10 protein-coding genes are annotated in these 12,979 nt (G+C 55.3%); 4 read left to right on the top strand and 6 right to left on the bottom strand.

Annotated elements, in window-relative coordinates:
• The first annotated feature begins 112 nt into the window (after nt 1-112).
• The 3 genes from ACQ4WS_RS09160 to ACQ4WS_RS09150 all read left to right on the top strand — a co-directional run bounded on the left by ACQ4WS_RS09160 (nt 113) and on the right by ACQ4WS_RS09150 (nt 2,487).
• Complete coding sequence (locus ACQ4WS_RS09160) at nt 113-934, top strand: MipA/OmpV family protein (protein WP_436475559.1); 822 nt, start codon at nt 113-115, stop codon at nt 932-934.
• Nucleotides 935-1,140: 206 nt separating this feature from the next.
• Entirely contained in the window at nt 1,141-2,199 is a 1,059-nt protein-coding gene (locus ACQ4WS_RS09155; protein ID WP_436475557.1) for a VirK/YbjX family protein, read from the top strand.
• Nucleotides 2,200-2,256: 57 nt separating this feature from the next.
• Entirely contained in the window at nt 2,257-2,487 is a 231-nt protein-coding gene (locus ACQ4WS_RS09150; protein ID WP_436475555.1) for a DUF6139 family protein, read from the top strand.
• A gap of 63 nt (nt 2,488-2,550) precedes the next feature.
• Here ACQ4WS_RS09150 and dnaE read toward each other — a convergent pair whose 3' ends face one another.
• Nucleotides 2,551-6,090 carry a DNA polymerase III subunit alpha gene (gene dnaE / locus ACQ4WS_RS09145; protein WP_436475554.1) on the bottom strand — a complete coding sequence of 1,180 codons (3,540 nt, stop codon included), beginning with the start codon at nt 6,088-6,090 and terminating at the stop codon, nt 2,551-2,553.
• A gap of 137 nt (nt 6,091-6,227) precedes the next feature.
• Between dnaE and ACQ4WS_RS09140 the strand changes: the two genes are divergently transcribed.
• Entirely contained in the window at nt 6,228-7,124 is an 897-nt protein-coding gene (locus tag ACQ4WS_RS09140; RefSeq protein ID WP_436475552.1) for a sulfurtransferase, read from the top strand.
• 37 nt (nt 7,125-7,161) lie between these two features.
• On the opposite strand, the gene ACQ4WS_RS09135 is transcribed toward ACQ4WS_RS09140, so the two are convergent.
• From ACQ4WS_RS09135 to ACQ4WS_RS09115, 5 genes are all read right to left on the bottom strand, one after another.
• Nucleotides 7,162-8,400, bottom strand: coding sequence for a lipopolysaccharide biosynthesis protein (locus ACQ4WS_RS09135; protein WP_436475551.1), 1,239 nt, complete (start codon nt 8,398-8,400; stop codon nt 7,162-7,164).
• Nucleotides 8,401-8,495: 95 nt separating this feature from the next.
• On the bottom strand, nt 8,496-10,406 hold the full coding sequence (locus tag ACQ4WS_RS09130) for a polysaccharide biosynthesis protein (RefSeq protein ID WP_436475549.1): 1,911 nt from the start codon (nt 10,404-10,406) through the stop codon (nt 8,496-8,498).
• Between the two features lie 117 nt (nt 10,407-10,523).
• On the bottom strand, nt 10,524-11,702 hold the full coding sequence (locus ACQ4WS_RS09125; protein ID WP_436475547.1) for a DegT/DnrJ/EryC1/StrS family aminotransferase: 1,179 nt from the start codon (nt 11,700-11,702) through the stop codon (nt 10,524-10,526).
• 1 nt (nt 11,703) lies between these two features.
• Nucleotides 11,704-12,372, bottom strand: a complete 669-nt coding sequence (locus ACQ4WS_RS09120) for an acetyltransferase (protein WP_436475545.1) — start codon at nt 12,370-12,372, stop codon at nt 11,704-11,706.
• Nucleotides 12,373-12,978: a sugar transferase gene (locus tag ACQ4WS_RS09115; RefSeq protein ID WP_436475543.1), complete on the bottom strand. Its 606-nt coding sequence runs from the start codon at nt 12,976-12,978 to the stop codon at nt 12,373-12,375.
• Between the last annotated feature and the right edge of the window lies 1 nt (nt 12,979).

Genomic DNA, 12,979 nt, shown 5'->3' with positions numbered 1-12,979 from the left:
TTCTTCATGCAATCTTAATAAAAGACTCATTTTTCCTTCATGGCACGGACAGATACTGTCGGCTGTCAATCGAGCCACTCCGGACTCGGTTCTCCACCTGACGGAAAACTCCATGCACGCATCTACAACCTTGTTGACCTCGCTGGCACTGGCCTGCGGCCTGAGCTTGAACCCCCTGGCCGCTGCAGCGGCCAAACCGGTTGCGGAAAATGTCTTCACCATCGGCGGCGGCGTCGGCGCCGTGTCCAGCTATTCCGGCGCCGGCAAGCTATCGGCCTCGCCCCTGATCATCCTCGATTACGCCATGGCCAATGGCCTGTTCATCAGCACCTCGCGCGGTATCGGTTATGGCGGCCAGGCCGGGCCCTTCAGCTACAGCACCGCGCTGGGCTACCGCGGCAAGCGAGAAGACCACAAGCGCACGGGTGTCAACGGTTTCGGCGGCAGCGATTATCTGAAGGGTATGGGCGAAGTCAAGGGCAACGCCAGCGCCCTGCTCAGCGCGGGCTATTCGCCATTGCCGGGCCTGTCGCTGAGCTTCTCGAGCGACATTCCCCTGTCGAATCGCGAGAATGGCGCGAATGTGCATGTCGGCGCAACAGGGCAGATCTACGGCCGGGCCGATGCCAAGGGCGTGCAGCAGGACAGCGTGAGCATCGGCGGCCAGCTGGGCTGGGGCGAGCGCAAGTACGTGCAGACCATGTACGGCGTGACAGCCGCCCAGGCCGCGAATACCTCGTTCAAGCAATACACGCCCAAGGGCGGTTTCTATGAGGCGCAGGCCACCGTCAACTGGGAGCACCGTTTCGATGCGCGCTGGGGCATCAATACCCTGGTCGGCGTCGAACACCGCATGGGCGACGCGGCCAAGAGCCCCATCGTGCAGCGCAAGACATCGCCGGTCGGCGCCGTGTATGTCACCTACCGCTATTAATACCGGGGCGGCATAAGGGGAACCCGTACGCTGTTTCGCCAATTTACAGAGGGAGATGGCATGGATAACATGACCTGGTTTTCCGACTATGGTCATGCCTTCCATGCATGCATCGCGCCTTGCCCCGCAACGTCACCGCGCTGCGGATAACGCCCCGCACAGCGCTGCGGGCGCCCGGCTCCTCCCAATACACATGGAACCCTTTGATGACACAAGCCATTACCCTGCATGCGGGCCTGAGCAATATGCAGCCGGGCATGTCACGCGTGCGCGAGTTGCTCAAGCTGCAATTGCGGGCACAGCTGCAGCGCCGGCAGACGCGCATCTGGCTGCAGCTGCTCAATTCCCATCCCGTGTTCCAGGACTTGCTGCAAGCCTATCCGCGCATGATGCACAAGGTGTACCGCCATTACCTGAGCACGAACCTGTCATGCCGCCAGCGTGTCGCCTTGCTGGTCGAACACTATCATTTCATCCTGCAACAAGGCTGGGGCAAGCTGATGACGCAGGCGGCGCGCGCGCCCGTGCGGCTGGGCTGCGTGCCGGGAAAATCCGGCGCGCCCTACCACTTGCAGCTGTGTTCGCTACAACCGATGGACCGCGAAGGCGAGATGGTGCTGCAACTGGCGCATGGCGATGATGTGATCTACTCGGTCGCGTTTACCTTTTTCGGTTCCCGCGCGCGCGCCAGCATGGGCGTGGGCATCGGTTGCATCCAGGGTCCGCGCGGCGCGGAAGGCTTGCGCCGCGTGCGCGAGGCAACGCGCGACCTGCATGGCATGCGCCCCAAGGCCCTGATGGTACGCCTGGTGCGCCAGCTGGGACATGAACATGGCTGCCGCAACATGGTACTGGTAGGTAACGCCAACCGCGCCGTCCATCACTCCGCAAAAAAGGGCCGTTTGTTCGCCGACTACAATGCCCTTTGGCAAGAACTAGGCGCCCAGGCACGCAAGGATGGCGATTTTGAGCTGCCATGCGAAAACCTGCCCCTGCCGGCACTGGAAGACATTCCGTCAAAAAAACGCTCGGAAGCACGCAAACGCCACGAACTGACGCTGGCCATGATCGCCAGCCTGCGCAGCGGCCTGGACGCCCATCGCAGCCCGCTGCAGGTCGCCACGGCAGGCACTGCGGCCGCCGCCAACGAGGCACGCCAAGCGGCCGACCTGGACGACGAAGACTACGCTTCCGCTGCCGCCGGAGCGCCGCCCCTGCTGCAGCACACGCTTCAACCCAAGCGCGGCCCAATCCTGTTACGCTAGCGCTATCGGTACGCATTACGGTGCGCCGGTTCCCCCAACGTTTACTAGGAGGCATTCATGCGCGTAGACATCTACCGCCGGGCCGAGCACGACGGCATTTTTTCCTACCTCGCCGTGCCGGAAGGAAAGCTCATTCCGGAAGAAGTTACCAATACCGACTGGCAACTGGAAGTACGCGCCAGCGAAGTGGCCGACGATGCCCAGGCCTTGCCCGACTACCATATTGAACAGCCGCACCAGCAGATCGCCGCCAAGGGCTATGCGATCACGGGCCTGAAAGACATGTAAACGAAAAAAGCCAAACCAGCATGTCTGCGGTTTGGCTTTGTTGTAGGCGCCGGACGGTGCCGGTCAGTATTCGACCGCCACTTCTTGCGCGCCCAGCATTTGCTCCAGCGCCATCTGCAATTCATCCGATGGCGCCACTTTCCACTCGTCACCAAACTGCAGCACGCAGCTGACGCCTTGCGGGCTGACCCGCGCGGCAATCGGCAAGCCCGTCTCGGCCCGGTGCGGCAGGATCACGTCACGGATGCGCTTGGCGTCCAGGGTGGCGGGCAAGGTCAGGCCTAACTGGCGGCCATACTGCACGCGCGCAGCGATGATGTCGAAGGCGCTCTCGGCGGTGATGCGCAAGCCACCCGAAAAACGGTCTTCCGACACCTTGCCGACGACGGCCAGGAATTCATCTTCCTTGAAGATTTTCCGGTTGGCGTCGAACAATTCACCGTATACCGTCACTTCCACCGTGCCGCTCTTGTCATCGAGCGTGACGATGAGAATCTTGCCGCGCTGCGTCATCTGCGTGCGCAAGCCCGTGATGACGCCGGCCATCATGCGCGGTTCGCGCGACGGCGACAATTCAGACAGCTTCGTGCGCGCGAAACGGCGCGCCTCGGGCGCATACGAGTCGAACAAATGGCCGGACAGGTAAAAGCCCAACGCGATCTTTTCTTCCGTCAGACGCTGCTTGTCGCTCCACACGGGTACTTTGACGTACTCGGGCGGCGCCACCATGTCGCTGTCATCGCCACCGAACAGGCTCACCTGGTTCGCCGCCTTGGCGGCCTGGTCGGCGCATTCCATGGCGAACGCCACGGAAGCGAGCAGGATGGCGCGGTCAACCTTCAGGCAGTCGAAGGCGCCGCTGCGGATCAGGGACTCGATGGTGCGGCGGTTGATCTGCTTCTTGTCCACGCGCTTGCAGAAGTCGAACAGGCTCGTGAAGGGCCCGCCCGCCTCGCGCGCGGCGATGATGGCTTCGATGGCGTTCTGGCCGGAACCCTTCACGGCGCCCAGGCCGTAACGGATCTGCGTGACTTTCTTGCCGCTCACGGAAGGCGCCGCGCCGCTTGGCGTGAAGCGGTAATCCGATTCGTTGATATCCGGCGGCAACAAGGTCAGCTTGCAGATTTCCAGCGAGTCTTCCACCAGGATCTTGATCTTGTCCGTATCGTCCATGGCCAGCGACAAGTTGGCGGCCATGAAGGCGGCCGTGTGGTGCGCTTTCAGGTAGGCCGTGTGATACGACAGCAGAGCATAGGCGGCGGCGTGCGATTTGTTGAAACCGTAGCCGGCGAACTTTTCCATCAAGTCGAAGATCTCGTCGGCCTTTTCCGCCGTCAAGCCATCTTTTGCCGCACCTGCACGGAAGATCTCGCGGTGCTCGGCCATCTCTTCGGCCTTCTTCTTGCCCATGGCGCGGCGCAGCATGTCGGCGCCGCCCAGCGAGTAGCCGCCGACGATCTGCGCCATCTGCATCACCTGCTCCTGATACACCATGATGCCGTAGGTTTCGGACAGAATCGATTCCGTGCGCGGATCGGGATAATCGAAGCGCTCGCCATGCTTGCGCTTGCAAAAATCCGGAATCAGGTCCATCGGGCCGGGACGGTACAGGGCCACCAGCGCGATAATGTCTTCGAAACGGTCGGGCCGCGCATCTTTCAGCATGCCCTGCATGCCGCGCGACTCGAGCTGGAACACGGCCACGGTCTTGGCCTTGGTCAGCAAGTCGTACGATGGCTTGTCGTTCAGCGGCAAGGTCGCCAGGTCGAAGTTCGCCTGCGCCGGATCGAGCTGCTTGATGTAGCGCACGGCGCGGTCAAGAATCGTCAGCGTGGTCAGACCCAAAAAGTCGAACTTGACGAGGCCGACGGCTTCCACGTCATCCTTGTCGTACTGCGACACGACGCCCGAGTCGCCGCCCTGCGTGTACAGCGGGCAGAAATCCGTCAGCTTGCCCGGGGCGATCAGCACGCCCCCCGCGTGCATGCCGATATTGCGCGTGATGCCTTCGACTTGCTGCGCCAGGTCCAGCAGCTGCTTGACCTCTTCCTCGTTTTCCAGACGCTCCTTGAGCAGCGGTTCCTCTTCGATGGCGTCGGCAATCGACACGGGTTTGCCGGGTTTGAACGGAATCAGCTTGGAAATGCCGTCGCAAAAATTGTAGCCGAAGTCCATCACGCGGCCCACGTCGCGGATCGCGCCCTTGGCCGCCATGGTACCGAAGGTGGCGATCTGCGAGACGGCCTCCTTGCCATACAAATCCTTGACGTGCTGGATGACCCGGTCACGCCCTTCCTGGCAAAAGTCGATATCGAAGTCGGGCATCGAGACGCGTTCGGGATTCAGGAAGCGCTCGAACAGCAGGTTGTATTGCAATGGATCGAGGTCGGTAATGAGCAGCGAATACGCCACCAGCGAACCAGCACCCGAACCGCGGCCCGGGCCGACGGGCACGCCGTTTTCCTTGGCCCACTGGATAAACTCGGCCACGATCAGGAAGTAGCCGGGGAATTTCATGTTGCAAATCGTGTCCGTCTCGAACTTCAAGCGCGACTCGTAGCGCGGACGCTCCTTTTCACGCTTTTCCGGGTCCGGATACAGCTGGATCAGACGTTTTTCCAGGCCTGCCTGCGATTCGGCGACGAGGAACTGGTCGATCGTCATGCCGTCCGGCGTGGGGAAGTTCGGCAGTTGCGGCTTGCCCAGGGTCAGGGTCAGGTTGCAACGCTTGGCAATTTCCACGGAATTGGCCAGCGCGGCCGGCAAGTCGGCGAACAATTCCGCCATGTCGGCCTGCGACAGGAAGCGCTGGCTGTCATTGAAACGCTTTACGCGCTTGGCGTTGGCCAGCATTTCGCCTTCGGCGATACAGGTCCTGGCTTCGTGGGCAATAAATTCTTCGGGGGAAATGAATTGCACGGGATGCGTGGCCACCACGGGCAAACCCAGCTTGGCCGCCAGCGCCACCGCGTGGCGTACCTGCGCTTCCTGGTTGGCCTGGCCGCCGCGCTGGATCTCGACATAGAAATGGCCAGGGAAAATCTCGGCCCAGCGCTGGGCGTTGCGCTCGGCCAGGGCCAGGTTGCCATTTTCGATAGCAATACCGACATCGCCGAAGTGCGCGCCGGACAGCACGATCAAGCCATTCGCCGCGCTTTCGCCCGGATACAAATCATAAGTATTCGTCGCCAGCGCCTGCAGCCACTCGATGCGCAGTTCGGCGCGGCCCTTGTACTGGTTCGTCAGCCAGGCCATCGACAGCAATTCGCACAGTTGCAGATAGCCCATGCGGTTCTTCGCCAGCAACAGCAAACGCGACGGTTTTTCGCGGTTGTCGTCATTCGTGATCCACACATCGACGCCGACGATGGGCTTGATGCCCTTGCCGCGCGCTTCCTTGTAGAACTTGACCATGCCAAACAGGTTCGACAAGTCGGTGACGGCCAGCGCCACCTGCTTGTCCTTCGCCGCCGCCTTGACCACGTCGTCGATGCGCACCAGGCCATCGACGATCGAGTACTCCGAGTGCACGCGCAAGTGGACGAAGGCAGGACCGGGCTGCATCGCTTGCTGTGAACCTGCCGGAGCGCCGGCCTCTTGCATTACCATTTCCATCCTGTGTACCGTTTCGTGCAAAATTCAATGGGGTCTATTCTACCGCGTCGCGGGTACGGACCGGGTATCCTGCCTGGCCTGTCGGGCTTATAATATCGGCTGTTCAGTCTAACCCGATCGCCATCATGCAAGCCATCACCCCAGCCACACCCACCGTTTCCGTCGCCGTCAGCCCGCTGGCCGCCACGTTTGTCAATATCGCCGCGTATAAATTCATCACGCTAGCCGATACGGAAGCCATGCGTCCCTTGTATCAGGAGCAATGCCTGGCACTGGAACTGAAGGGCACGATCCTGCTGACGCCGGAAGGCATCAATATGTTCCTGTCCGGCACGCGCGAGCATATCGATGCCTTCCTCAACTGGGTGCGCAGCGACGAGCGTCTGGCCGATCTGGAATGGAAGAAAAGCTTATCGAACGAGCAATCGCACAAGCGCATGCTGGTCAAGCTGAAAAAAGAAATCATCACCATGCGCATGCCGCTGATCAAGCCGGAACTGGGCCGCGCCCCGTCCGTCGACGCACACACGCTCAAGCGCTGGCTCGATGCCGGCGTCGATGATGCGGGCAAACCGGTGGTCATGATGGAAACGCGCAACGCCTTTGAAGTGGACGTGGGTACGTTCAACAACACGCTCGATTACCGTATCGACAAGTTTACGGAATTCCCTGCCGTGGCCGCTGCCCACAAGGATGAACTGGAAGGCAAAACGGTCGTCACCTTCTGCACGGGCGGCATCCGCTGCGAAAAGGCCGCCATCCACATGAAGGAAATCGGCTACGACAGCGTGTACCAGCTCGACGGCGGCATCTTGAAATATTTCGAGGAAGTGGGCGGCGAGCACTACACGGGCGACTGCTTCGTCTTCGACTACCGCACGGCGCTGAACCCGAAACTGGAACCGACGGAAACCGTACAATGTTTCGTCTGCCGCGCCGTCGTCACGCCGCGCCAGCAGCTGGCGCCGGAATATGTGTATGAGGTTTCTTGCCCGCATTGCTACGGTAAGCACGCCGGATAAATTACCAGTAATTTATCCGACTGTCCCATCAACCGGCTTACGCAGCCGGTTTTTTTGATTTGGTCGTCACCCATTGACGCGCCAACACAAGCAGTCCGGAAAGCAATACACCTCCTAGGAAGCTCATCATCAAGGCGGTCGAAAGCCGGGTCGACGGATGTTCAGGCAAACTCGGGCCTGCAATGAAACGGCTTTTCTCAAGGTACACGTTCATTGCACTTTGATTATCAATAGTTATACGGTTATACACTTCCTTTACTAATTCATCATTCAAGTCCTTACCCTTGAAGACCGCATCTTTGACCTCCTCCAGCGCACGCAATACCGTCTCACCGGATTTGTTGTTATCGATTAAAACTTTGGCCTTATCATAATATTCGCGCATCAACAAGTTCTGCTTCTTCTCGCGCTGAAATTTTATAATCGATTCATTCGCCGATAGTGCTTCAAATTCTGTCGACATAAGATGAGTTAATGGCGACAAGTAACGAGAATTTTCTTCCGTAATAGTGACTACCTGTCTATTACCTTGGTTCGCCGCATCCGGATAATGGTTGACGATCTGCTTCAACGCTCCGCCTTGACGCTGGTAACTTACAAGCTTTTCCTTAAGGTCGATAATCTGATTATCCAGACGAGTTATTCGTGTCGTAATCTCAGCATGTTTAAAACGCAAGGCATCCGAATAAATCAAATAAACGATGCTATCCATTGCATATCGCCCCAGAAACGCAACCATTGCCTGTGCGTCGGCAGGATTACGCGCCTCAAAATTAATACGCAAACCGATCACATTGTTGTCGCTATCTTTTGGCGGCTCCATTAATTCTTTGGCATCGATTTTTGTGAACGGATATACCGGTTCAATAATCTTTCCAATTCCATCACGCGAAAAAAAGGCCTTGCGCAGCTCACTTAGACTTGGATCGTTCTGCAACTTTTTTTGCGCTACAAAATCATTAAACCTACCGCCGGTGCTGTAGGCTGCGGCGTAGCGTTTATAGTCTGCCAAGGAAATTCCATTCGCAGCTTCCTTGCTCGTGGTATTCTTCTCAATCTTGACCGGCAATGGGATGGGGCCACCAAACTGTAAAAATCCATCGCTGCGGTATTTGGAGAAATACATCGTGCCCGACACGCCCAATATCATGATCAGCGCCGTACCGCCCACTAATGTCTTCCGGCCATTCCACAGCGTAGAAAAGACCTCGCTCCATACGATAGGTTCATCATTGCTATTACTTTTCAATTCAGGCATATCATCTAATTTTTTCATAGTTCTCTTCTAACATTTCATTAACCATTGCCAACCCAAGTTACTACCTATATACGCCGTTTCTTCGTTCAACGTACCACTGTAACCACTGGATTTCAATCACATGTAGTCTGGCTATCTTGTACAGACCAAAGCAAATCCTCAATACCGCATTGCGGTGTGTATTCACGCACTATGCGCAATAACAAGGCACGTATTTGTTCATGGTCAAAATTATTACAGGCTTGAGTCATCTCGTTCAACATTGGCTCTAATTGTTGCCAAGGAATTTCCGACTCCTGCGCCCGCATAATCAGCGGATGTTCAGTCCCTTCCACATTCTCACCGATCAACAATTCCTCATACAGTTTCTCGCCCGGCCGCAAGCCCACATGATGAATCTCAATTGTTCCATCAGGGGTCAACTCGCTTTTCACTTCCAGTCCACTCAAATGAACCATACGCTTTGCGAGATCAACAATCTTCACCGGATCGCCCATGTCCAGCACAAATACATCACCACCAGCCCCCATCGCTCCTGCCTGCAATACCAGTTGAGCAGCTTCAGGAATCGTCATGAAGTAGCGGGTTATCTCCGGGTGGGTGATAGTAATTGGGCCACCTGCCATAATTTGCTTGCGGAATAACGGCACGACCGATCCGGAAGAACCCAACACGTTTCCGAAACGCACCATACAGAAACAGGTATGGGCTTGCTTGCGCGAAAATGCCTGCAAAATCAATTCGGCCATCCGTTTTGTCGATCCCATTACATTCGTCGGACGTACTGCCTTGTCCGTTGAAATCAATACAAAACGCTTGACTCTAGCCGATACTGCCGCCTGCGCCAAGCTCCATGTACCCAGCGCATTATTTCGAATGCCATCGATCGGATTATGCTCGACCAATGGCACGTGCTTATAAGCCGCAGCATGATAAACCGTTTCGACATTGAAACTGCGCAGAATCTTTTCACATTTCTCCGTTTCCAGCACCGATCCCAGAAAGGGAAGCAACTCTACCTCGATGCGCAAGGACTTGCGCAACGCTTGCAGTTCCTGTTCAATGGAATACAGCGCAAATTCCGACATTTCCAGCAAGATCAGGCGTGCTGGCTGCTGGCGCAATATTTGACGGCACAGTTCCGAGCCTATCGAACCACCAGCGCCACTCACCATTACGGATTTTCCAATAATGCACATGGCCATCAATTCATGGTCAGGCTCGACTGCATCTCGCCCTAACAAATCTTCGATCTCGATTTCACGGATGTCTTGCACCCTCGCAACGCCGCTAACCAAACTCTTGATTGGCGGCGTCACCAGGGTTTTGATCTTCAGCGGCTCCAACTGATCCAAGATACGGCGTTGCTGCGCCTTGGACAGTGAAGGCATCGCTACGAGGATCTTGCTAATCTGTTTATCGACGATCAAATCCGGCAACGCTTCTGGTGCATAGACACGAATACCACCCAGTGTTGCTCCTTGCAATTCCTTTTTATCATCAATAAAAAATAGAGGGCGATATTCACCAGCGCCGTTAAGTGCTTGAGCCAATTGATTTCCTGAGCTTCCTGCACCGTAGATGGCAACCCTCACGCCACCATCGGTTCTCGCCGTCCGCATAAAATAAGCACGCGCAAAGAACCGACTGGCCAACATGTACATGATGGCGTTCAGCCAATAGATGCCAAATACGCCCCTCGACAGGCCATTGAGTCCACTCACAAACGCCGCTAATGTCACCAGCACGGCAACAGACAGGGTCACCCCTATCATGACCACATACACAATTTTGTAGTCAATAAAGCGGATGACGGCCCGATATAAACCAAATCGGATAAAAATCGGAATGGCCACCAATGGCGCGGCAACGATCAGCCATACATATGGCCGGAACAAAGCGAGGTTGAAGCCGTCAAAACGCAAAAAAATCGCCACACAAAAAGTTAATGGTAAGAAAAACATATCCACCATTATCGCGACAATTTGTTTACGTAACCGCGAAAAACTTAATAACGGTTTCATTAATTATTACCCATCTAAATATAAACTACGGCACGTTCACGGGCCAGAACCGCATCGCTAAAATTCACACTAGCGCCTTCGCCGACACAAGCGCTGTGCCAAATGCGCTGCAGCCAGTTAATGCGATGCTTGCGCAAATACCTTCCGCAATACCTCACCGACCGCCTGTATATACTCAGGTGTCAACGTAGGATGAACCAGAAACATCAGGCTCGTCTCCCCTAGTTCGTGCGCCACTGGCGTATGCACGGCACGCTCAGGCAAGCTGTCGAATGCTTTTTCAAGATGTATTTCACTGCAAGAACCGGAGAAGCAAGGGACACCTGCGGCATTGAGTTCTGCCATGAGACGGTCACGACTCCAGCCAGGCGCAAGGCATTCCGGCCTTACGAACACATAATACTTATAGTAAGCATGACCAATCTCTGGTGGCGGCAATGTCAGTCGCAGCACGGGAATCGTGGAAAATAACTCTGTCAAGAAAGCCGCATGTAGTTTGCGTGTGGCGATCCAGTCATTTAATTTGGCAAGTTGCAGACGACCTATCGCCGACTGAACCTCGGTCAATCGCCAATTCGTCCCGAAGGTTTCAGTAAGCCAACGAAAGCCTGGTGGATGCTCGCGCCGATAGACAGCATCGTAGCTTCGACCAATATCTTTGTAGGCCCAGGCCTTTTCCCATACAGCCTCATCGCTAGTGGTCATCATTCCACCCTCGCCGCCAGTTGATATGATTTTATCCTGACAAAAAGAAAATGCCGCCGCATGGCCAATCGACCCAACTTGACGCCCTTTATAGGTAGCACCATGCGCTTGCGCGCAGTCCTCGATCACCTTCAGGTCAAACTCTTCAGCCAGTGTCATGATCGCATCCATGTCGCATGGCCAGCCAGCCAGATGCACAACTAGAATCGCTCTGGTTTTCGGCGTGATTGCTGCGCGAATAGCAGCAGGCGAAATATTTTGCGTGTCACGGTCAACGTCGACGATAACAGGCACAGCGCCTCGCATTACTGCACAACTTGCCGAAGCGATATAAGTACGACTGGTGGTAATGACTTCATCACCTGAGCCTATGCCCAGCGCGTACAAGGCAAGCTCCAGCGCTACAGTTCCATTGGCAACCGCAATGGCATGCCTGCTGCCGACATAGGCGGCATACTCACGCTCAAAAGCCCGGCCAGTATCGCCAGTCCAATAGTTAACTTTCCCTGACCGCAATATATCAGTCACGACAGCAATTTCATCTTCCGGATAAACAGGCCATGCCGCAGGAGGAGGTAATATAGATTTCATCTTATAATCCATGATGCCAGCCAGGCTGACGGGTTTTAATCACTTTGGCGGGAACGCCAACAACGGTAACGTCAGAGGTGACGTCATGTATAACAACAGTTCCGGCGCCGATAATCGACCAGGGACCTATACTTTTTCCCTGAATAATGGTACTACCAATTCCAAAATCGCAGCCTTCGCCAACTTGAACTGCGCCAGCAATATTTACTGACGGTGCAATAGTTACGTAATCATGAATACGTGCGTCATGAAAAATTCTGGCATCAACATTCACAATGACATGCTTGCCAATCACAATATCCGTTGTAAGCCGCGCGCCGGAACAAATAATCGCGCCATCGCCGATCACTACACGATTGCCGATCCAAGCATGCGGATGCACCAATTTAAGAAATTTCACCTCACAGCGTTGTTCAATGCTCGCAACGATCTTGCGTCTTGCGCTCGTATTGCCAATCGCAATTACGACGTACGTATCGCTGTGCTGCTCCAGCCATTCCAGACCGCCCAATACAGGAAAACCATGCACATCGCAGCCATGATTCTCACGCTTTTCGTCTAAAAAACCCAGAAAGTTAAATTCAGGCGCCGTTGCATTTATATCCTCGACGATCTGGTGCGCCTCGCGCCCCATGCCGCCGATTCCAAAAATCACTAAGTTCTTATACATTTAGCTTTTATCCTTGATACCCCCCTGAAAGCGTGGCATCGTCTCCACTCCGTCAGCGCTAATACCTTCCTTAACCAGTACTTTTTTTACTGTAAGAAACAATATTTTTATATCTAAAAGAAAAGACTGATGATCTACATACCATGCATCAAGTTCAAATTTTCTTTCCCAGCTAATAGCATTGCGTCCATTTACTTGCGCCCAACCAGTGATACCTGGCCGGACCAGATGCCGGCGAGCCTGCTCCGAGGAATAGAGTGGCAAATATTCCATCAATAACGGCCGGGGGCCAACCAGACTTACATCTCCTTTCAATACGTTGAACAACTGAGGCAGTTCATCGAGACTGCTGCGACGCAAAAACAAGCCAAAAGGCGTCAAACGTATTTCATCAGGCAACAATTCACCTGTTGCATTTTTCTCATCCGTCATGCTACGAAACTTATAGACAGTGAAAGGCTGCCCATGTAACCCAGGACGCGTTTGCGAAAATAGGATGGGCGCGCCAAGAAACAGGCGTACCAGCAGTGCCAGTAAGGCGATCAGAGGTGACAACACTATGATCGCTAACAAGGCGGTCATAAAATCGAAGGTTCTTTTCAACATA

Source organism: Janthinobacterium leeuwenhoeki, assembly GCF_051380795.1.
GTDB lineage: Bacteria > Pseudomonadota > Gammaproteobacteria > Burkholderiales > Burkholderiaceae_D > Janthinobacterium.
This window is presented reverse-complemented; position numbering and strand designations above follow the sequence as displayed.

Excerpts from the sequence above, each read along its gene's own strand:
- ACQ4WS_RS09160 (WP_436475559.1), top strand. The coding sequence starts at position 113 with ATGCACGCATCTACAACCTTGTTGACCTCGCTGGCACTGGCCTGCGGC.
- ACQ4WS_RS09140 (WP_436475552.1), top strand. The coding sequence starts at position 6,228 with ATGCAAGCCATCACCCCAGCCACACCCACCGTTTCCGTCGCCGTCAGC.
- ACQ4WS_RS09150 (WP_436475555.1), top strand. The coding sequence starts at position 2,257 with ATGCGCGTAGACATCTACCGCCGGGCCGAGCACGACGGCATTTTTTCC.
- ACQ4WS_RS09155 (WP_436475557.1), top strand. The coding sequence starts at position 1,141 with ATGACACAAGCCATTACCCTGCATGCGGGCCTGAGCAATATGCAGCCG.
- ACQ4WS_RS09135 (WP_436475551.1), bottom strand. The coding sequence starts at position 8,400 with ATGAAAAAATTAGATGATATGCCTGAATTGAAAAGTAATAGCAATGAT.
- ACQ4WS_RS09120 (WP_436475545.1), bottom strand. The coding sequence starts at position 12,372 with ATGTATAAGAACTTAGTGATTTTTGGAATCGGCGGCATGGGGCGCGAG.
- ACQ4WS_RS09130 (WP_436475549.1), bottom strand. The coding sequence starts at position 10,406 with ATGAAACCGTTATTAAGTTTTTCGCGGTTACGTAAACAAATTGTCGCG.
- ACQ4WS_RS09115 (WP_436475543.1), bottom strand. The coding sequence starts at position 12,978 with ATGTTGAAAAGAACCTTCGATTTTATGACCGCCTTGTTAGCGATCATA.
- ACQ4WS_RS09125 (WP_436475547.1), bottom strand. The coding sequence starts at position 11,702 with ATGAAATCTATATTACCTCCTCCTGCGGCATGGCCTGTTTATCCGGAA.
- dnaE (WP_436475554.1), bottom strand. The coding sequence starts at position 6,090 with ATGCAAGAGGCCGGCGCTCCGGCAGGTTCACAGCAAGCGATGCAGCCC.